This is a genomic window from Collinsella sp. HCP3S3_E5, from assembly GCF_052067635.1.
Lineage (GTDB): Bacteria > Actinomycetota > Coriobacteriia > Coriobacteriales > Coriobacteriaceae > Collinsella.
Map to the genome: position 1 here is coordinate 1 of NZ_JBQHQF010000025.1, position 19996 is coordinate 19996.

General features: G+C 58.8%; 17 protein-coding genes and 5 tRNA genes. 18 read left to right on the top strand and 4 right to left on the bottom strand.

Annotated elements, in window-relative coordinates:
* Positions 1 to 259 precede the first annotated feature (259 nt).
* The 4 genes from ACTM82_RS07535 to ACTM82_RS07550 all read left to right on the top strand — a co-directional run bounded on the left by ACTM82_RS07535 (position 260) and on the right by ACTM82_RS07550 (position 7343).
* A complete protein-coding gene (locus ACTM82_RS07535; RefSeq protein ID WP_441032103.1) occupies positions 260 to 1828 on the top strand; it encodes a threonine/serine ThrE exporter family protein in 1569 nt (522 codons plus the stop codon).
* A 311-nt stretch (positions 1829 to 2139) separates the two neighbouring features.
* Positions 2140 to 2733 carry a DUF2798 domain-containing protein gene (locus tag ACTM82_RS07540; protein WP_441055530.1) on the top strand — a complete coding sequence of 198 codons (594 nt, stop codon included), beginning with the start codon at positions 2140 to 2142 and terminating at the stop codon, positions 2731 to 2733.
* A 185-nt stretch (positions 2734 to 2918) separates the two neighbouring features.
* Positions 2919 to 5561, top strand: a complete 2643-nt coding sequence (locus ACTM82_RS07545) for an ATP-dependent Clp protease ATP-binding subunit (protein WP_441055528.1) — start codon at positions 2919 to 2921, stop codon at positions 5559 to 5561.
* Positions 5562 to 5885: 324 nt separating this feature from the next.
* Complete coding sequence (locus tag ACTM82_RS07550) at positions 5886 to 7343, top strand: aminoacyl-histidine dipeptidase (RefSeq protein ID WP_154514776.1); 1458 nt, start codon at positions 5886 to 5888, stop codon at positions 7341 to 7343.
* A gap of 80 nt (positions 7344 to 7423) precedes the next feature.
* On the opposite strand, the gene ACTM82_RS07555 is transcribed toward ACTM82_RS07550, so the two are convergent.
* On the bottom strand, positions 7424 to 8008 hold the full coding sequence (locus ACTM82_RS07555) for a manganese efflux pump MntP (RefSeq protein ID WP_441032113.1): 585 nt from the start codon (positions 8006 to 8008) through the stop codon (positions 7424 to 7426).
* A 248-nt stretch (positions 8009 to 8256) separates the two neighbouring features.
* Between ACTM82_RS07555 and disA the strand changes: the two genes are divergently transcribed.
* From disA to ACTM82_RS07585, 6 genes are all read left to right on the top strand, one after another.
* Complete coding sequence (gene disA, locus ACTM82_RS07560) at positions 8257 to 9297, top strand: DNA integrity scanning diadenylate cyclase DisA (RefSeq protein WP_370450554.1); 1041 nt, start codon at positions 8257 to 8259, stop codon at positions 9295 to 9297.
* Positions 9297 to 10025 (top strand): 2-C-methyl-D-erythritol 4-phosphate cytidylyltransferase, encoded by a 729-nt coding sequence (ispD, locus tag ACTM82_RS07565; protein WP_441055526.1) that lies wholly within the window; start codon positions 9297 to 9299, stop codon positions 10023 to 10025. Before disA ends, ispD begins: the two co-directional genes overlap by 1 nt.
* Positions 10015 to 10509 carry a 2-C-methyl-D-erythritol 2,4-cyclodiphosphate synthase gene (gene ispF, locus ACTM82_RS07570; protein WP_006234975.1) on the top strand — a complete coding sequence of 165 codons (495 nt, stop codon included), beginning with the start codon at positions 10015 to 10017 and terminating at the stop codon, positions 10507 to 10509. Before ispD ends, ispF begins: the two co-directional genes overlap by 11 nt.
* A 3-nt stretch (positions 10510 to 10512) precedes the next feature.
* Entirely contained in the window at positions 10513 to 11979 is a 1467-nt protein-coding gene (cysS, locus tag ACTM82_RS07575; RefSeq protein WP_441055524.1) for a cysteine--tRNA ligase, read from the top strand.
* A 166-nt stretch (positions 11980 to 12145) separates the two neighbouring features.
* Positions 12146 to 13060: a 23S rRNA (guanosine(2251)-2'-O)-methyltransferase RlmB gene (gene rlmB / locus ACTM82_RS07580; RefSeq protein ID WP_441055522.1), complete on the top strand. Its 915-nt coding sequence runs from the start codon at positions 12146 to 12148 to the stop codon at positions 13058 to 13060.
* Positions 13061 to 13063: 3 nt separating this feature from the next.
* Positions 13064 to 13741 (top strand): NYN domain-containing protein, encoded by a 678-nt coding sequence (locus ACTM82_RS07585; RefSeq protein ID WP_154514764.1) that lies wholly within the window; start codon positions 13064 to 13066, stop codon positions 13739 to 13741.
* Between the two features lie 27 nt (positions 13742 to 13768).
* Here the strand turns inward: ACTM82_RS07585 and ACTM82_RS07590 are convergent, their stop codons facing one another.
* The 3 genes from ACTM82_RS07590 to ACTM82_RS07600 all read right to left on the bottom strand — a co-directional run bounded on the left by ACTM82_RS07590 (position 13769) and on the right by ACTM82_RS07600 (position 16552).
* The gene (locus ACTM82_RS07590; protein ID WP_441055520.1) at positions 13769 to 15109 is read right to left on the bottom strand and encodes a DNA-binding protein; all 1341 of its coding nucleotides are present in this window, start codon (positions 15107 to 15109) and stop codon (positions 13769 to 13771) included.
* A 333-nt stretch (positions 15110 to 15442) separates the two neighbouring features.
* Positions 15443 to 16030 (bottom strand): hypothetical protein, encoded by a 588-nt coding sequence (locus ACTM82_RS07595; protein ID WP_154514760.1) that lies wholly within the window; start codon positions 16028 to 16030, stop codon positions 15443 to 15445.
* Positions 16031 to 16045: 15 nt separating this feature from the next.
* Positions 16046 to 16552: a hypothetical protein gene (locus ACTM82_RS07600; protein ID WP_441055518.1), complete on the bottom strand. Its 507-nt coding sequence runs from the start codon at positions 16550 to 16552 to the stop codon at positions 16046 to 16048.
* A 273-nt stretch (positions 16553 to 16825) separates the two neighbouring features.
* On the opposite strand from ACTM82_RS07600, the gene ACTM82_RS07605 reads away from it, so the two are divergent.
* The 8 genes from ACTM82_RS07605 (at position 16826) to secE (ending at position 19993) form a co-directional block, all read left to right on the top strand.
* A tRNA-Thr gene (locus ACTM82_RS07605) sits at positions 16826 to 16900 on the top strand.
* A gap of 626 nt (positions 16901 to 17526) precedes the next feature.
* Positions 17527 to 17608, top strand: a tRNA-Tyr gene (locus ACTM82_RS07610).
* 10 nt (positions 17609 to 17618) lie between these two features.
* Positions 17619 to 17694: transfer RNA gene (locus ACTM82_RS07615), tRNA-Thr, on the top strand.
* Between the two features lie 3 nt (positions 17695 to 17697).
* Positions 17698 to 17774, top strand: a tRNA-Met gene (locus tag ACTM82_RS07620).
* 96 nt (positions 17775 to 17870) lie between these two features.
* Positions 17871 to 19061, top strand: coding sequence for an elongation factor Tu (tuf, locus tag ACTM82_RS07625; RefSeq protein ID WP_154514756.1), 1191 nt, complete (start codon positions 17871 to 17873; stop codon positions 19059 to 19061).
* Between the two features lie 278 nt (positions 19062 to 19339).
* Positions 19340 to 19489: a 50S ribosomal protein L33 gene (gene rpmG / locus ACTM82_RS07630; RefSeq protein WP_102372646.1), complete on the top strand. Its 150-nt coding sequence runs from the start codon at positions 19340 to 19342 to the stop codon at positions 19487 to 19489.
* Between the two features lie 13 nt (positions 19490 to 19502).
* Positions 19503 to 19578, top strand: a tRNA-Trp gene (locus ACTM82_RS07635).
* Between the two features lie 76 nt (positions 19579 to 19654).
* Positions 19655 to 19993, top strand: a complete 339-nt coding sequence (gene secE / locus ACTM82_RS07640; RefSeq protein ID WP_154514754.1) for a preprotein translocase subunit SecE — start codon at positions 19655 to 19657, stop codon at positions 19991 to 19993.
* Positions 19994 to 19996 lie beyond the last annotated feature (3 nt).

The following is a 19996-nucleotide window of genomic DNA, read 5'->3' on the forward strand; positions in this document are numbered from 1 at the left end:
ATGGCACTTCAACATCATTGTCGCAGCCCCGACCCGCGGTCACGAGCGGGGGCTCCTATCTTTTTAGTGCCCTCGGATTGGGTCATAGTGTCTGTCGTTGCCAAAACAGCGGCGTTGCCGGAGTAGTCGTTGGGGACGTTCTTAAACGACTACCCAATGGCTATTGCACGCATGGCTCGCATGACAGCCGTCTCTTTTATGTTTCCTTTAGCCGTCGCTGTCTAGGATGGGGGTTAGTCGATAGGAAGGGAGCACCGGGATGGACGATGCGAGCGAGCGCGCAATCGAAGAGGACATGCTCGATCAGTTCAATTACTTTGATGATGAGGACGAGGAGCTGATCGACCGTCGCGAGCCAGCGCCGCTTGATTCCTTTGATCTGGTCGATGAAGAGACTGATGAGGTTGAGGACGAATCAACGGAGTCCCCACAGTCTTCGCGCCTTAACTCGCTGCTTTCGAGAGCCCCCATGCACCACGGCGTTCGTGCCGGCGCGCTCCATATGAAAACTGACTGGCACCAGATCGTGACGGCAGGCGATGAACTTGCCGTCGATGCGCCGCTCACCGATAAATCATCCATCGTCTGCCGCACCGGTATGCTTATGCTCGCGAGTGGAACGGGTGCCTGGCGCGTACGCGATACCATGAATCGAGTCGCCGCCGTACTCGGTGTCACCATCCATGTTGACTTAAGTCTCCTGTCGTTTGAGTGTACTTGCATCGAAGATGGCCACTGCTTTAACGAGGTCGTCAGTCTGCCGACAACCGGCGTCAACACCCATCGCATTTGGATGATGGAGAGTTTCCTCAAGGAAATCGAGACCTATGGTCGTCGCTTCACGGTGCACGAGTATCACGAGATGCTCAAGACCGTTGAGAGTTCAAAACCTGATTACGCGCCCTGGCAACAGGGCCTTGCGGCAGCCTGCGCCTGTGGCGCCTTTGTCTTTTTACTTGGTGGCGGTCCCATTGAGATGGCATGCGCGTTCGTGGGCGCGGGTGTCGGCAACTTTGCCCGCTCCCATATTCTCAAGCAAGGCCTTGGTCAGTTCAGCGCTTTGACGCTCGGTGTCGCACTGGCCTGTATCTCATATTTGCTGGCATTGCTCGGCCTCGCCCAGGTTGTTCCGGGTGCAATGTCGCACCAAGAAGGCTATATCGGCGCCATGCTCTTTGTGATTCCTGGCTTTCCGCTCATTACGGCAGGTCTCGACATCGCTAAGCTCGACATGCGAAGCGGTATCGAGCGTCTTTCGTATGCTGTGTCGATTATTGTGATGGCGACCCTCGTAGGTTGGATGGTTGCCGAGTGTGTGGGACTGGCGCCGGACGACTTTGCCCCACTGGGCCTTTCGCCGCTTGCCCTTACGCTCCTGCGCGTGGTGATGAGCTTCGTTGGCGTATTCGGCTTCTCGGTGATGTTCAACAGCCCGGTAAAGATGGCCGCGGCAGCTGGGTTGATCGGCGCCGTGTCCAATACCCTGCGTCTGACCCTTGTCGATGCGCCGACGATGATTCCCTTCCTGGGCCTCAGCACGGGAATGCCTCCCGAGGCAGCAGCGTTTATCGGCGCGCTGGTATCGGGTCTGCTGGCAAGCTTGGCCGAAGTCAAGCTCACCTACCCGCGCATCGCCCTCACGGTGCCTTCGATTGTCATTATGGTGCCCGGTCTGTATCTCTATCGCTCTATGTATTACATGTGCACCTTCGACACAGTCAATATGCTCGGCTGGTTTGTGCGCGCAGTGCTCATCGTAGCGTTTCTGCCCGTTGGGCTGGGTGTGGCGCGTACGCTCACCGACCCTCGCTGGCGCCACACCAGCTAATTGGTACAAGGGGGGACAGGTTACTTTGCACCAAATGAGTTGCGGTGAAATAGGGACTGAATTGCTGTTTAAAGGGTCAAAACAGTCCGTATTCCACTGCAACTTATGGGGTCGGGGGATTATCGGTGCCCTGCATCTTCATAAACTCAACGCTTACGAAGCGCGGGCTTTTCGTGTTAGGGTAGTTCCACCACATAAGTAGTCGCAGACGCACGTACCACGGGCGGGCGAGATGAAGTCCCAGTAGCTTCATCTCGCCCGCCCGTTTTTGTTGTGCACCGCGGCGTAACACAGAAAGGATTTTGCCCTTTATGCCTATCAATAAACGAGAGAGCCTGCTGTTTACCTTTATCATGTGCTTTTGCATGGTGCTCTGGATGAGCATCTACAACGTTGCCCTGCAGCATGGGGCCATCAACGGCGAGGCCATTGCCGCCGCGTGGCTCGGCTTCCCCGTTGCCTACATTTTTGCCATGTGCTGCGACTGGTTTGTTGCCAGCCCCCTTGCCAAGGGTTTCGCTTTTAAATTCCTGGTCACGCCGGGTAAGAGCTCACCGCTTGCCATGACGCTCGCCGTCAGCTCCTGCATGGTCGTTCCCATGGTCATCATCATGTCGCTCTACGGCGCGTGCGAAGGCCTGCTCCATATGCCCGGCGGCCCGCTTGCCAATCTGCAGGTGCTGCCGATGATGTGGCTCGTCAACATTCCGCGCAACTTTATCATGGCCCTGCCCTGGAACCTGCTGGTGGCTGGTCCGGTTGCTCGCTTTATCTTTCGCCATGCCTTCCCCATGGGAACCGTCTTTGAAGAGCAGCATATGGAGCTCGTACGTATGCCGGGCGCTCCCGTTGCCGATGTCGTCGATGACGTTGCCGAGAGTATGGACGCCGAGCCCGTCTGCTAGGCAAGAGCCTCTAACCTAGAGCGCCCGCCGCACCCGGCGATTCCTTTTTTGTAGACGTTGTCGTATGGCTGCACGCGGAAAAGGCCACAGCGGTTAACATATACTCCATATGGGTAAAGAGACCAAAGCGCCGCCACGAGTGGCGCTTTGCGTTTGAAAAACTAGCTCGTCTAAGAGGAACTAGCATGTTGGACCGTTTTACCGATCGCGCGCGCAAGGTCATGTCCATGGCCAAGCAGGAGGCGCTCGATCTTCACTCAAATAAGGTGGGTACCGAGCATCTGCTGCTCGCGCTCGCCAAGGAGGACGAGGGCATTGCCGCCGAGGCACTGCGCTCACTCGATATCTCCTACGATGACATCATGGACACGCTCAAGGAGGTCCAGACCACCGTTCCCGAGCCCAGCGAGGAGACCGAGGCCGCTAAGCTCGCTTTTACGCCGCTCGTCATCAGCGTGATGGAGCGTTCCTTCCGCGTGGCGCGCGAGAACAACCAGACCTATGTGTCGACCGAGCACCTGCTCATCGGTATCGTCGAAGAGGGCAACGGCATGGCCATGGACATTCTCATGCGCCTGGGTGTTTCGTCCGCTTCCATTAAAAAAGCCATCGAGAAGCTTACCGCCAAGGATCAAGACAAGAAGCGCCCGCTCGCCGGTGCCGGTGCCGGGCGTCCCGGTACAGGCCTGCCGTTCTTTAGCGGCTCGGACGCCTCGCAGCAAAAGGGGAGCGGCACCGACACGCTCAAGCAGTTCGCCACCAACCTTACGCAGAAGGCGCGCGACGGCAAGCTCGACCCGGTGATCGGTCGCGAAAAGGAAGTCCAGCGCATGATGGAGATCCTTTCGCGCCGCACCAAGAACAACCCGCTTATCTTGGGTGACCCCGGCGTGGGCAAGACGGCCATCGTCGAGGGCCTGGCGCAGCAGATCGCTGCCGGCAACGTGCCCGAGAACCTTATGAACCAGAACATCTGGACGCTCGACCTGCCGGGTCTTGTCGCGGGCGCCAAATATCGCGGTGAGTTTGAGGAGCGTCTCAAGAACGTGATCCAGGAGGCAACCGAAGCCGACGACGTCATCCTGTTTATCGACGAGATGCACACCATCATCGGTGCCGGTTCTGCCGAGGGATCCATCGATGCAAGCTCCATGCTCAAGCCCGTGCTCGCGCGCGGCGCTTTCCAGATCATCGGTGCCACCACGGCCGAGGAGTTCCGCAAGTACCTCACCAAGGACCCGGCCTTCGAGCGCCGCTTCCAGACCATCGATGTTGAGGAGCCAAGCGTCGAGGACACGGTCAAGATCCTGACCGCGCTCAAGCCACGCTACGAGGAGCACCACCACGTGCGCTATACGCAGGGTGCCATCGAGGCCGCCGCGAACCTCTCCAACCGCTACATCCAGGATCGCTTCCTGCCCGATAAGGCCATCGACCTCATCGACGAGGCCGGCGCCCGCGCCCGCATTGCCGCCAACCGTGCGCCTGAGCCGGTGCGCGAGGCCGAGCATCGCGTGGAGGAGCTCAAGGCTGCCGCGCAGGAGGCCACCGAGGGCGACGACATGAACAAGGCCGCCGAGATTACCGAGCAGCAGAAGGCTGCCGAGATTGAGCTCGCCGAGGCCAAGGCAGCTTGGACGGCCGAGCTCGACGCCAGCCCGCTCACCATCGATGTCGCCCAGGTTGCCGACATCGTGTCCGTGACCTCGGGCGTGCCGGTGTCTTCGCTCACCGAGAGCGAAAGCCGTCGTCTGTTGCAGACCGAAAGCGTGCTCAAGACCCGCATTATCGGCCAGGATGAAGCTGTCGAGGCCGTGGCCAAGGCAGTGCGCCGCAGCCGCTCGCCGCTCAAGGACCCGCGTCGTCCCGGCGGCAGCTTCATCTTCTTGGGTCCTACCGGCACAGGCAAGACCGAGCTCGCCAAGACGCTCGCCGAGTACCTCTTTGGCAGCAAGGACGCGCTCATCAGCTTCGACATGTCGGAGTTTGGCAGCGAGTTCGAGGTCTCCAAGCTTATCGGTAGCCCCCCGGGCTACGTGGGCCACGACGAGGGCGGTCAGCTCACCAAGGCCGTTCGCCGTCACCCGTACTCGGTCGTGCTGTTCGACGAGATCGAGAAGGCGCACCCCGATATCTTCAACATCTTGCTGCAGGTGCTTGAGGAGGGTCGCCTGACCGATAGCCAGGGCAAGACGGTCGATTTCCGCAACACCGTGATCATCATGACGTCCAACGTGGGCGCCCGCGAGATTGCGCAGGATGCGAGCGTTGGCTTTGGCACCACCGGTGAGCAGGGTCTTACCTCGAGCGAGATTAAGGGCCGTGCGATGGGCGAACTCAAGCGCCTGTTCCGCCCCGAGCTGCTCAACCGTATCGATGACATCGTGGTGTTTCAGAAGCTTTCGGGCGAGAACTTGACCAAGATCGCTCACCTGCTGGTGGACGACTTGCGCCAGCGCCTGATTGCCAACGGCATGAACATCAAACTCACCGATGCGGCCTACGACAAGATCGTAGCCGAGGGTACCGACCTCACCAACGGCGCACGTCCGCTGCGCCGCGCCATCCAAAAGCTCATCGAGGATCCGCTGTCCGAGGAGCTGCTGGCCGGCGAGTGGGGCAGCGGCGATACCGTCCTGTGCGACGTGGCCGACGGCAAGTTCGTCTTTAGCCACGGTACGGGCGAGATCCCAGCGCCGCGTCCGGCAGGTGCGCTTGGGGGCGATACCGCTCCGGAAGCGCCGCACACCGGAAACGCCGCGCCTGTGAGCAGTGGCGTAAGCTCGGGCCCCGGCGGCATGATGCAAGCCGGTTCCGGCGCGCTGTAGGGCGTAACAAAACCTTGTGTCCACGAGGGCGTTCCAAAGGAGCGCCCTTTTTTCTGTTGGAAAGGCCCCTCGTTCAAAGTAAATCTCATTAAACATACCAACGGTGTATGCATAAGCGTTGATCAAGCGTTGAGGTTGGTTGAAGGGCCCAACGTCCCTTCGGCGCGGTCCGTCTACCTGCTTTACCTTAATAAAGTGGCGTTTCTCCGCCGTTAGCCGATGATGCGAGAGCGCTCGGCGTTTTCGACTGGTTTATGCAAACGAAGTCTGGGAATATACAAGGCGCATGTCTTATTGTCTAACCAGTTGCGCCAAGGAGGCACCATGGACTACAAGATCACCGGCTATGAGCCCGCCCAGCTGTTCCATTTCTTTGAGGAGGTCAGCGCGATCCCCCGTGGGTCTGGCAACGAGAAGGGCATCAGCGATTTCCTGGTTGCGTTTGCCAAGGAGCGCGGTCTCGATGTGTATCAGGACGAGGTCTACAACGTCATCATTCGCAAGCCCGCATCTGCCGGTGCCGAGAATGCCCCGACCGTGATGCTGCAGGGCCACATCGATATGGTGTGCGACAAGTTGGGCTCCGTTGAGCACGACTTTACGACCGATGGTATCGACCTGCTCGTCAAGGACGGCGTTCTCACCGCTAACGGCACCACGCTGGGCGCCGACAACGGTATTGCCGTCGCTCTGATGCTCACTGTTCTCGATGACGATTCGATCGTTCACCCCGCCCTCGAGTGCGTATTCACCACCGACGAGGAGACTGGCCTGGTCGGCGCCGAGACGCTCGACAAGTCCCAGATTAGCGCCCGCACCATGATCAACCTTGACTCCGAGGAAGAGGGCGTTGCCACCGTCAGCTGCGCCGGCGGCGTCGTCGTTACCTACACCTGCCCGATCGCGCGCGAGCACAAGACCGGTAGCACCCTCACGTTCGACATCTCCGGCCTGCTGGGCGGTCACTCCGGCAGCGATATCCACCTGGAGCGCGGCAACGGCAACCTCATCATGGCCCGCATCATCGACCGCCTGATGGTTGCCGGCGAGCCCGCCATCGTTAGCTTTAACGGCGGCACCAAGGACAACGCCATCAACCGTGAGTGCAAGGCTGTTCTGGTCTACGCCGACCACGCTGCCGCCGAGGCCGCGGCCCAGATCGCAAAGGGCATTATCGCCGACGTCACTGCCGAGCTCGAGGTCTTCGACCCCGGCTTTACCTGCACTGTCGAGATTGCCGACGACGCCGAGGTCGAGGCCATGGACGAGAAGTCCGCGCTTGCCCTCATCCGCGCCCTGCGTCTTGCCCCCAATGGCGTGATCCGCCGCAACGTCGCTACCGACGGCTCCGTCGAGGTTTCCTCCAACATCGGTGTGGTTGCCACTTCTGACGACGAGGTCAAGATCATGCTGTCCCCGCGTTCCTCGATCACCTCGCTGCAGAACGAGTTCAAGGACCGCCTGCAGACGCTGGCCGATGTCCTGGGCTTCGACGCCAAGTTTGAGTTCGAGTATCCCGGCTGGAGCTATGCCGAGCATTCGCCGGTCCGCGACGTCTTTGTCGAGAGCTATCGCGAGCTCTTTGGCTCCGAGCTGCGCATCGAGTCCATTCACGCCGGCCTTGAGTGCGGCCTGTTTGCCGAGGCCCTGCACGGCCTGGACGCCATCGCCGTGGGCCCGACGCTCTCCGATGTCCACACCCCGGACGAGAGCATGGAGCTCGCTTCTGCCGAGCGCTTCTACGAGCTGCTCATCGACGTCCTCAAGCGCCTCGCCGCGTAAAGGTCGCCTTGGTTAAGCCGCTCTAAAACGGCTGGCTATGAAAACGGCCGCCTGGCGTAATGCCGGGCGGCCGTTATTCGTCACAGTGCGAGGATCCCAAGGTGCTCAAGTAGGATCTTAAGCCCGATGAGGACGAGTACGACGCCACCCACGATGGTGGCGGGTTTTTCGTAGCGCGCGCCAAAGGTGTGGCCGATCGCTACGCCGGCGACGGAGAAGATAAACGTTGTGACGCCGATAAGTGATACAGAGGGCACGATATCGACCGAGAGCGCGGCAAACGAGATGCCCACGGCGAGCGCGTCAATCGAGGTGGCGATGGCAAGGATTAGGTACTCGACCAGGTCGATCTTTTCGGCATCCTTGCCGTCGCCTTCGTCCTCATCCTCGTCTTCGGTAAAGGTTTCCCACAGCATCTTGCCGCCGATAAAGGCCAAAAGGATAAAGGCGATCCAATGGTCTATGGGACCGATGATGCCCATGAACTGGCTGCCGAGTGCCCAACCGATTACGGGCATGCCGGCCTGAAAGCCGCCAAAGAACAGGCCGAGCACAACGGCGACTTTAAGGTTGATCTTTTTCATGCCGAGACCCTTGCAGATGGAAACGGCAAAGGCGTCCATCGAAAGGCCAACGGCGAGCAACACGAGCTCTGCGAGTCCCATAGTCTGGCTCCCTCTCTCCGGGCGAACCCGATTACACGACCACTCCCTCATTTATATGAGACCCGATGCTACCACATGAGCAGCCAAAAGAGCCCCGTCCCAAATGAGCTACCTAAGCGGTGTTCGCTCATTCTGTAAGCATCGGAATTTGCGGGCGTCACAGGGGCAAACCGTGAGAAACTTATTGACGTTTATGGAGCGTATACGATGGGAGCGATGCCTTGGATAAGAACGAGCTGCAAAAGCGTATGGAACAGGCCATCCGCCTGACGGCACCTGGCCAGCCGATCCGCACCGCCCTTGACATGATCATCGCCGGTCACCTGGGCGCCCTTATCTGCGTCGGCGATACCGAAAACGTGCTCGCTGCCGGTAACGACGGCTTCCCGCTCAACATTTCGTTTACCTCGAACCGCCTGTTCGAGCTTTCCAAGATGGACGGCGCCATCGTCATCGACGGCGACCTTACCCAGATCCTGCGCGCCAATTTCCACCTCAATCCCGACCCCTCGCTCGCCACGAGCGAGACGGGCATGCGTCACCGTACTGCCGCTCGCATGTCGGTGCTCACCGACGCCATCGTGATCTCGGTCTCGGCCCGTCGTGCCGTCGTCAACGTGTATGTGCACGGCAAGAGCTATGAGATTCAGCCCGTCACCACCATCATGAGCTCGGTCAACCAGCTCGTCGCTACGCTTCAGACCACCCGTCAGTCGCTCGACCGCTCCCTGCTGCGTCTGACGGCCCTCGAGCTGGACGACTACGTCACGCTCGCCGACATCACCGGCATTTTCTCGAGTTTCGAGATCATGCAGCAGGCAAAGACCGAGCTTAAGGATTGCATTGTCAAGCTGGGCAACCAGGGCAAGCTCGTGCAGATGCAGCTCGAGCAGCTCGCCGGCTCCAGCATGGATACCGAGTACGACTTGATGATTCGCGACTACGCAAGCGATTCCTCCGAGGCAAACGCCGAGAAGATCCGTGCCGAGCTTAGCCGCATGACGCCCAAGGACTTGTCCGACCCGCAGCATGTGGCGGCGGTTCTGGGCTACGACGACTTGGACGAGGACTCCGTCATGACGCCGCTGGGCCTGCGCACGCTTTCGCGCGTGTCCGTCGTGCGCGACGGCGTGGCCGAGAAGATCGTCGACGAGTATGGCTCGCTGCAGGAGCTCATGGACGACATCAGCAAGGATCCGGAGCGCCTGGGCGACTTTGGCGTTAACAACCCTGCCATTCTTGCGGACTCCCTGTACCGCATGAAGGGCACCAAACAGGGGAACGCATAATGGCGCCCGTATGCGCCGTGGTCGTTGCCGGTGGCAGCGGCCAGCGCTTTGGTAATCCCGGTGGCAAGCAGCTCGTCAATGTAGCGGGCCGTCCGCTTATGAGCTGGTCCATCCGCGCGTTTGACCGTAGCGATAAGGTCGGCCACATCGTCGTGGTTTGCCCTGCCGAGCGTCGTGCCGAGATGCGCCGCCTGGCCATCAGCCCGTATTCGTATAACACGCCCATCAGCTTCGCCGATGCCGGCGATACCCGCCAGGACTCCACTCGTGCCGGCGTGCATGCGGTGCCGGCAGGCTTTGAATACGTCGCCATTCACGACGGCGCTCGTCCGCTTATTACTACCGAGGTCATCGATCACGCTATCGACGTGCTCGTGAGTGACCGCTCGCTCGACGGTGTCGTGTGTGGCCAGCCCGCGATCGACACGCTCAAGATCGTCGATGGGGACAACATCGTCGAGACGCCGCCACGCGAACTCTATTGGGCCGCGCAGACGCCGCAGATCTTTAGTGTCGACGCCATGAAACGCGCCCATGCCGCGGCGATTGCCGAGGGCTTTATCGGTACGGACGATTCGTCACTGGTCGAGCGCATGGGTGGGCGCGTCCGCTGCGTCCAGAGCCCGCGCGACAACCTTAAGGTGACGGTGCCCGAGGACTTGCGTCCCGTAACCGCGATTTTGCTCGGGCGGATGGCCGAGAGAGAGGACCTTCCCCATGTTCAGTAACCTGCGCATTGGCCACGGCTACGACGTCCACCGTTTGGTGGAGGGGCGTCGATGTATCATCGGCGGGGTCGACATTCCCTACGAGCGTGGCCTGCTGGGCCACTCGGATGCCGATGTGCTCGCGCACGCGCTGGCCGATGCTATTCTGGGTGCCTGCCGCGGGGGAGACATTGGCAAACTGTTCCCCGACACCGACCCCGCCTACGAGGGTGCCGACTCGATGGTGTTGCTTGCCCGCGTAATGGACTATGCGCGCGAGCTGGGCTTTGAGTTTGTCGATGCCGACTGCACCATTGCCTGCCAGCAGCCTAAGATCACCCCGCACCGCGATGCCATGCGTGCCAACTTGGCCCATGCCCTGGGCGTTGACGTCGAAAACGTGGGCGTCGCCGCCACCACGACCGAAAAGCTCGGTTGGGAAGGTCAAGGCGAGGGAATTGGCGCCTGGGCCGTCTGCCTGCTACAGAAAACCGTTAAGGAGTAACGAATGCGTATCTACAACAGCGCTACCCATAAAAAGGAAGAGTTCCAGCCCATCGAGCCCGGCAAGGTCCGCATGTACGTGTGCGGCCCCACGGTTTACGACAACATCCACATCGGCAACGCCCGCACGTTCATCAGCTTCGATGTGATTCGACGCTGGCTCATCGCGAGCGGCTACGAGGTCACGTTCGCCCAGAACCTCACCGATGTCGACGACAAGATCATCAAGCGCGCCAACGAGCAGGGCCGTACGGCCGCCGAGGTCGCGACGGAGTTCTCGGATAAGTTTATTGGCGTCATGCGCGCTGCCAACGTGCTCGATCCCGATGTGCGCCCCCGCGCCACCAAGGAGATCGGCCCCATGATTGCCATGATCAAGGCGCTCATCGAGCAGGGCCACGCTTACGCCGCCGATAACGGCGACGTGTACTTTGCCGTGCGCAGCGATCCCAACTATGGTCAGGTCTCGGGCCGCAACATCGACGACCTTATGGTGGGTGCGCGCATCGAGGAGAACGAGGACAAGAACGACCCGCTCGACTTTGCCCTGTGGAAGGCCGCCAAGCCCGGCGAGCCCAGCTGGCCGAGCCCCTGGGGCGAGGGCCGTCCCGGTTGGCACACCGAGTGCGCCGCCATGGTGCACCGCTACCTGGGTACCCCGATCGATATTCACGGCGGTGGCTCCGACCTTGCCTTCCCGCATCACGAGAACGAGTGCGCCCAGGCTGCCTGCGCCTGGCACCAGGGCTTCTCCAACACCTGGATGCACACGGGCATGCTGCTGGTCGACGGCGAGAAGATGTCCAAATCGCTTGGTAACTTCTTTACGCTGGCCGAGGTGCTCGAGCAGCACTCCGCTGCCGCCCTGCGCCTGCTGATGCTGCAGACGAGCTATCGCTCGCCGCTCGACTTTTCCTGGGAGCGCCTGGAGGGTGCCGAGAATTCGCTCACGCGTATCGCCGGTACGGTCGAGAACCTGCGCTGGGCCGCGAGCCATGCGACGGCCGATGCCGATGCGGCTGCCGCCGAGGCGTTTGCCGCCAAGGCTGCCGAGACCCGTGCCGCCTTTAAGGAGTGCATGGATGACGACTTTAACACCGCCGGTGCCATGGGCGCCGTCTTTGGCTTTGTCACCGAGTGCAATCAGTATCTGGAGCAGGCGGGCGACGCTGCCGACAAGGCCGCGGCTCTTGCTGCCGCCGATACGCTGGTCGAGCTGCTCGATACGTTTGGCGTTGAGCTTCCCGAGCCCAAGGTCGAGCTGCCGCTGGGCCTTTTGGGCGTTGCCGCCGGCTTGGTCGCCTACACTGGTGGCGACGTGGACGAGGCCGCTGCCAAGATTCTCGAGGCTCGCGCCGAGGCCCGTGCCGCCAAAAACTGGGACTTGGCAGACGCCATCCGCGATCAGCTCAAGGACTTGGGCCTGACGATTGAAGACACCGCCGCCGGCACCCGTATCAAATCCCTCTAACCCCTGCGGGTTTCCCAAGCACCCGACCGCCCGAGCCACGGCACCTTGCCTTTCAATCGTCGGGCATGGCCTCAAGGTCTATGCCCTCCTCTTTCAAGGCAATCTGCCGCACCTCGGGCGGTCGGTCATTTGTTTCGTTTGATAGTTGTATTTAGGAGGCCGTCCTATGGCCGACAATCGCAAGCGTGCGCCTCGTGGCGGCAAGCAGGCCGCTTCTGGATCGCGTCCGATTCGTCGAAATGACCGCGCTGCCGCTTCCAAGGGCCAGCGCGATCGCACCCAAGCTGCGCGTCCGCAGCGCGATCGCAACCGCGACGCTGTCCAGGCTCCCAAGGGCGAGTTTATCGAAGGCCGTCGTGCTGCCGTCGAGGCGCTGCGCACCGGTTTTCCCATCAAGTGCGCGCTCATTGCCGAGGGCGGGGAGCGCGATGCCGCCTTGTCGCGTCTGGTCGATGACCTCAACGCCGTGGGCGTCCGCATTAAGTACGTGCCGCGTGCGCAGCTCGATGCGCTGTCGAGCCATGGCGCTCACCAGGGTATTGCACTCGAGGTGGGTAACTTCCCTTATGCCGATGTTGCCGATATCCTCGACCGTGCGGGCGAGGGCCCGGCGCTTGTCGTGGTGCTCGATCACGTGACCGATGACGGTAACTTTGGCGCTATCGTGCGCTCCGCCGAGGTTGTAGGCGCTGCGGGCGTCATTATTGCCAACAAGCGCGCTGCCGGCGTGACCGTGGGCAGCTACAAGACCTCAGCCGGCGCCGTCATGCATCTGCCTATCGCGCAGGTCCCCAATGTCGCTCGTGCACTCGACGATCTTAAGGCCGCTGGCTTTTGGGTGGGCGGTGCCTCCGAGCACGCCGAGGGCAGTTGCTGGGATGCTCCCTTCGAGGGCCGCGTGGCGCTTGTCATGGGCTCCGAGGGCGACGGCATCTCGCGCCTGGTGCTCGAAAAATGCGACTTTTTGACCAAGCTTCCTCAGCGTGGCATGACCGAGAGCCTCAACGTTGCCCAGGCAACGACGGCACTGTGTTTTGAGTGGCTACGTCGCAACGCCGGCGAGCTCATGGGGGAGGAGTAGTGCATGTCCAAGAAGAACCGCGCCAAGTCTAAGGCCAAACGCTTTGGCGAAGGCTCAGCCAAGCCGATTGTCTCGGCCGCGACCTATGGCGTGGGCGGCAATGCGTTTGCGCAGGCTATCGCCGACCCGGTCTCCACGGTGCACTCCAATAAGCCCGAGCTGCTGGTGGTCGACGGCTACAATGTGATCCACTGCACGCCGCGCTACGAAAAGCTCGTGTACGACCATTCCGACGATCCGTATTCCAGCGACGTTCACGATATGGCGCGCACCGCCCTTATCAACGACGTTGCCGCCTTTGCCCAGGGCCGCTACGAGGCCGTGATTGTGTTTGACGGCGCTGGCAATATCTCTAGCGAGCGCCCCAACCTGCCGGCCCGCGGCGTGCGCATCGAGTTTTCGCCGACGGGCGTATCGGCCGATACCGTGGTGCAAAAGCTCTGCATCGAGGCGCGCGAGGAAGGCCGCGCGTGCTCCGTGGTGTCGAGTGACGGCACAATTCAAGCCGTCGTCATGGGCAAGGGCGTTACGCGCATCTCGAGCCGCATGCTGGTGGACGAGATCAAACAGATCGATAACGACGTCCGCGAGGCCGAGGAGGCTCCGCAGATCAAGATGACTCTGGGCAGTCGCCTGAGCCCCGAGGCACTGGCCAAGCTCAAAGCCCTGCGCGGGAGGTAGGGGAGTTGGCGGGGCGATACTGTTTCGCTAACTCCATTCAGCGATGTCGATCATTCTTTTGAGGCGCCATGTTAGCGCCTCTTTTAGATAAGGCAGTCTTGCTGTAAGAGCGTCGTTTTTGGATAGGATTTCGATTGCCTCGTCAACGAAACCCTCGAGCTTGCCGTCGTCAAACCAGCTCATATCCTCGACAAGCAGCATTTGTTTCGCGGGGCTTGAATGAAACTGCGCGCTGGTAAAACTGTGCTCCCCTGCCTTAAGCTCCTCTAGAGAAACGTTGCACCAGAGCGATGAGCCCGAATCGAAGATGGGGGCAGGTCTGCAGGCTAGCGTGTTGACGTTTCGCACAAGGCCAAAGTTACGCCAATGACGATCATAGTTGGCGATGATGTCGTCGCACACGATCATGCGGTCAAGGGCATCCTTGACGCCTGTTACCCCGAGCTTCTCGCAGTTTGCTACATATCGCTCGTAGTCGGTTAGTCTTTCATCTGCGTTTGCGTACTGGTTTACATAGAACGCAGGGACATACTCTTCTTCATCAGTTAAGAAGACATCGCATATGCTCAGGGCGGAAGTGCCCGTGCCCTCGAGCGAGTAAGGCACATAATCGCAGGCGTTTAGGATGCGACGATGGAGCGCGGTCGCTACCAGCTCGTTATATGGTTCTTGGTTCAGGTGCGCTCCTGCCTTGTGCAGAATTCGACGCCCGCCCTCGCATGTCCAATACTTCTGAAGGTTGCCGTCCGAGGTGTTATCGGGCTTTGCGGCGGCTGCTTTACCCTCTGGGGCGAAGGGTGCGATGGACAGAGAGACGTCGTCAAAAGCATTATTGAAGAAGTTAATATCCTCCCACGCGAGACCGGAATCTTGGGGTCTAATCCAATACTGGTCGGATAGGGAGAGGCCGAGATTTCGCTGGATGAGTTCGTCGGGAACATCGACTGCTGCTTCTGCCAACAGGGATGCAAGTCCTATGCGCGCGAGCGGGATACCGCGGCCTCGCCACCAAATGCGGAAAGAGTCGAGCGACACGGGACTATTGGGGCCAAGTATTCCAATAGGGGCGTGGGTGTAATCGATGTCGGCACCGATGTGGGTAAAGTCTTTTCGCGATGTGCTGTAGACCAGCTGGGCGACTTCGTGCGTGCGGTTCATGAGGGTAAACGTAATCTCGCTTTTTCCATGGCCTCGACGGGGACGTCCCCCCGCTTTGGTCACGGAGCGGAGTCGTGCGTTGACGCTGCCTTTGTCGATGAGCCATACACCAGAAGCCTTGCGTGCCTCAAGTGCTCCGTTTTTTATGAGCTCTTGCACCCTGCGCGGGGTGATGTCGAGTAGCTCTGCAGCTTCCTTCGTGGTCAACATCGCGAAACCCTTCGCCAGAACGAATAGTTTTATCTATTCCATTGTAATTAATACTATTCGTTCTGACGAATAGTTTTGAAATTGAGGTCGAAATGGCTGAAATGAATGGGCTTTTGGCTGAACGATTGTAGAGAATTACGCATTTTAAATGCCTGCGGAAGATCAACCGCAACGCACGGTAGCTTCTTAGCGGACAAGGGGGTTGATTGCTTGGCACGGTTGTTGAAGCTGTCCAGATAACATGCAGACTTTTTATCTGGCTAAGATGGTGAGCGATGCGGGTAATTACGTTACTCTCCGGGGCAAGCCGAAGCTCGCCCCGGAGAGTAACGTCTATGCGTTCGCTGTGACCTCGATTACGGGATGGTTGCCGCGGTATGAGGTGACATACGCCTTGGCAGTTTCATTTTGTTCCGCCGCTTTGATTCGATCAGCGAACTCCTTGTTGAGGGCGCCGACCGGCTCGCCCACAAGGTTAGTGGCTACGAGCGTGTCTCCCTCCTCTTGGAACGTAATGCTTGAACCAATGGGGGCATCTACGGCGCCGGTACAGGCTTCGAGCTCCATAGGCGTGTCAATTGCCTTCTGGACTGCGAGGATGGTGCGCTTATTGGCAATGAGGAGATTCGTTCCGATCCATGCGATGCCAGAAACGACGGCAGCGGAAATTGCCAGTGCGGATACTCCTATACAAAATGTGGCGGTTGAGGTCGCGTTGTTGTATTTATCCAGGTAGTCGCTCCCGTCGAGAAATTCGTACGTTGACGTAATACGCAGGTACTCTGAGTAGTTGCTCTGTGCATCCGACTGGACTGATACGGCAATAATGACGAATACCACCGAGATGACGATGAGCGCCAGGGTCGTGATGACGGTCTTCTTTCGGAACTGGCCGAGTGGAGTTGAGTCGATATCGTTCACGGCTGATCTTCTTTCTTAGAACATCTGCTTATACGGTGTGCTGTAATCGCTGCGTGTGGGGTCGTCCTCGTCCCCATACTCGCAGTAACGACTCTGCATGCCGGCGACGTTGTCATCGACGGCCTCGGTGAGGTCGATCGTATAGGACTGCCCGGGTTCCACAGTGGTGTAGGCAGCGTTCTTGTTATAGGACATGTAGGAGTCGATGATGTTTCCGTCCATATCTAGCTCGTCGATGTGGAAACCAAGGAACTGCTGGGGTTCCTTGCTGTTGTTCACGACGGTGACATACATTTCCCAGTAACCGTAATCATCGTCCTCACCACGTTCAACACCGCTTATCGTGAAGACGTCTTTGGGTTCTGCTTTACCCTCAGTCTCTTTGGATTCCTGGGTGTTTTCGCCCTCTGTCTCCTTGGGCTCTGAATTGGATGCGCGCTGTTGGCAGCCTGCGAGGGCCAGAAGTGCACCGATGCCGGTGGCAACGAAGGCCTTGCGAGACATGGGTTGTGTTTGCAGCATGGCAAATCTCCTTTTGCTAGTCCCGGCAAGCAGATTATACAATTACCGTTTGTGCGGCGGTGTTGCCGTAATCACTGTTCAGCGCGCACGCTGCTATTAGGCGCTTTCATAAAAGTCTGTGCGCTTTGATACAGTTATCAGTGCGGAATGAATATGCCGGGTTAATTAAACAGGCTAAACGTGCATCACGTGCGCATGTCGTGTCGCAGACCTGTTGCGCCGTGCCTCTAATTCCTTTATTCTTATCTGGCTTCGCGCGAAAGCGCCAAGTGTGCCAGTGTGGCGCAACGGTAGCGCAACTGATTTGTAATCAGTGGGTTGCAGGTTCGATTCCTGTCACTGGCTCCATGAGAGTTTCGGGCTCTGTTCCTTGTGGGACAGGGTCCGTTTCTATTTATGTCGATATGTAAGCGGGTTTGACTCCCACCAAGCTTCAGGTTTGTCTCGATCTGTAACACGAGGACGAGCATTCAGCTCCCAGTTGTTACAGATTTAGACAGTTTGGGGGCGAGCTGAGAAGTGTCTCAATCTGTAACAAATAGGGAAGGAAAACCGTTCTTGCTGTTACAGATTTAGATAAACGGGAGACCGCCAGGGAAACATCTCGATCTGTAACAGATAGGGGAGAAAATGTTCTCTAAATGTTACAGATCGAGATAAAGGCCGGACCGGTCCCAGTCATCCTGGTTGAGCGAGGATATTCGGACGCACGAGGATCGGTATCGAAAGTCGATACCGCAAGGGTACTCCACCACACCAAAGTGTTCCCTCGGGAAATGTCGCCAGCGCAGCCAAATCCGCCGTCCTTCATATCTAAATTCAGCAAAACCGCAGGTCAAAGGTATATAGATACGCCCGGTACCGTGTATTTAGAGGTTTTCGTTGACAGCCCCCAAGGTTGCATCGTATTATTTTTTTCGTTCGCGGGGGCGGAGGCCCAAAAGACCAAAGAACCTGCGGATACTTGAACGATTGGGAGTTTGCCCGAGTGGTTAATGGGGACGGGCTGTAAACCCGTTGGCTCTGCCTACATAGGTTCGAATCCTATAGCTCCCACCCGTCAAGTGCCTGTATAGCTCAGTCGGTAGAGCACTTCGTTGGTAACGAAGAGGTCACCAGTTCAAGTCTGGTTGCAGGCTCCATCCGGCGGTGTAGCTCAGTTGGTTAGAGCACACGGTTCATACCCGTGGCGTCACTGGTTCGAATCCAGTCACCGCTACCATAGGTAACACGGTGGCTTCTCAATAGTATGTTGAGAGGCCACTATGGTATAAAGGCAAAGTCCCGTCCGGGGACGACCTGTTTAGAGGAGGGCTTTATGGCCAAAGAGAAGTTTGAGCGCACTAAGCCGCATGTTAACATCGGCACCATCGGTCACGTCGACCACGGCAAGACCACGCTGACCGCTGCCATCACCAAGGTTCTCTCCGAGACCGAGGGCTGCAAGGCTGACTTCACTGCGTTCGAGAACATCGACAAGGCTCCCGAGGAGCGCGAGCGCGGCATTACGATCTCCGTCTCCCACGTCGAGTACGAGACTGCTGCCCGTCACTACGCTCACGTTGACTGCCCGGGCCACGCTGACTACGTCAAGAACATGATCTCCGGTGCTGCTCAGATGGACGGCGCCATCCTGGTCATCGCCGCTACCGACGGCCCCATGGCTCAGACCCGCGAGCACATCCTGCTCGCCCGTCAGGTCGGCGTTCCTTACATCGTCGTCTTCCTGAACAAGTGCGACATGGTCGACGATGACGAGCTCATCGACCTCGTCGAGATGGAGACCCGTGAGCTCCTTTCCGAGTACGAATTCCCCGGCGACGACATCCCCGTCATCCGTGGTTCCGCTCTGGGCGCTCTCGAGGGCGACGCCAAGTGGATGGACGCCATTCGCGAGCTCATGTCTGCCGTCGACGAGTACATCCCGACGCCTGCTCGTGACAACGACCTCCCGTTCCTGATGGCCGTTGAGGACGTTATGACCATCTCCGGCCGTGGTACCGTTGCTACCGGCCGTGTCGAGCGCGGTGAGCTCAAGCTCAACGAGCCCGTCGAGATCGTCGGCATCAAGGATACCCAGAACACCGTCGTTACCGGTATCGAGATGTTCCGTAAGTCCATGGACTTCTGCGAGGCTGGCGACAACGTCGGTCTGCTGCTCCGCGGCATCAAGCGCGAGGACATCGAGCGCGGCCAGGTTCTCTGCAAGCCCGGTTCGGTTACCCCGCACACCAAGTTCACCGGTGAGATCTACGTTCTGACCAAGGAGGAGGGCGGCCGTCACACCCCGTTCTTCGATGGTTATCGTCCTCAGTTCTACTTCCGTACCACCGACGTTACCGGTACGGTCAAGCTCCCCGAGGGCACCGAGATGGCTATGCCTGGTGACCACATCACCATCGAGGGCGACCTCATTCACCCGATCGCTATGGAGGAGGGCCTGCGCTTCGCTATCCGCGAGGGTGGCCACACCGTCGGTTCGGGCATCGTCTCCACGATCATTGAGTAAATTAGCTCTCTGATACAGCTGACTTAGAGAACCCGGCACTTATATGGGTGCCGGGTTCTTTTCTACGTGGGTCTTTTTGCCTGATGATTACGCTTAGCTCGCTCTTAAGTTGAGCGTGAGGAATCGATTAGATCTCGTTGGCTCCATTGATGTGTTCCAAATATGAATGGATCTACCGAGAACCAATTGATTCGAGGTTTTCGTTGACAGCACTTACGTAGAGCTGATAAAGTACCAACTCGTGCCCGTACGGGGCGGATATGAAAGGTTCAGGATACATGCGTACTCTAGTTACTCTTGCGTGCACTGAGTGCAAGCGCCGCAACTATACGACCACTAAGAACAAGGCGAACATGCCTGATCGTATGGAGATCAAGAAGTATTGCCCCTGGTGCCGTCACCACACGCTGCACAAAGAGACTCGCTAGTCTCTAGTCACATACGCCAGTAGTTCAATTGGTAGAGCATCGGTCTCCAAAACCGAGTGTTGAGGGTTCGAGTCCTTCCTGGCGTGCCAGTCATTATTCCGTAAGCTCCCATTTGGGGGCTTACGGTTTACTCATGTATAAGCGCATTGCGCGGAGGTAACCCAAATGGCCAACAAGAAGAACAAGAAGAAGGCACAGCAGCAGGCGCCTGCCAACAAAGCTGCCGCCAACTCCAAGGTTGAGGCCAAGAAGGCCGTTGCCAAGAAGAGCGAGAAGGCTGCGAAGTCCAAGAAGAACGAGAAGCCCGGTTTCTTCGCCCGCACCAAGAAGTATTTTGCTTCGGTGAAGTCCGAGATGAAGCGTGTCACGTGGCCCGATAAGAAGGAGCTCGTGAACTACTCGGTCGTCGTTTGCGCTTCTCTGATCGTCGTCGGCGTCGTCATCGCTCTGCTCGATGCTGGCTTTGGCGAGGCTCTTGCTCTGTTCTCTGGATTGAGGGGCTAAACC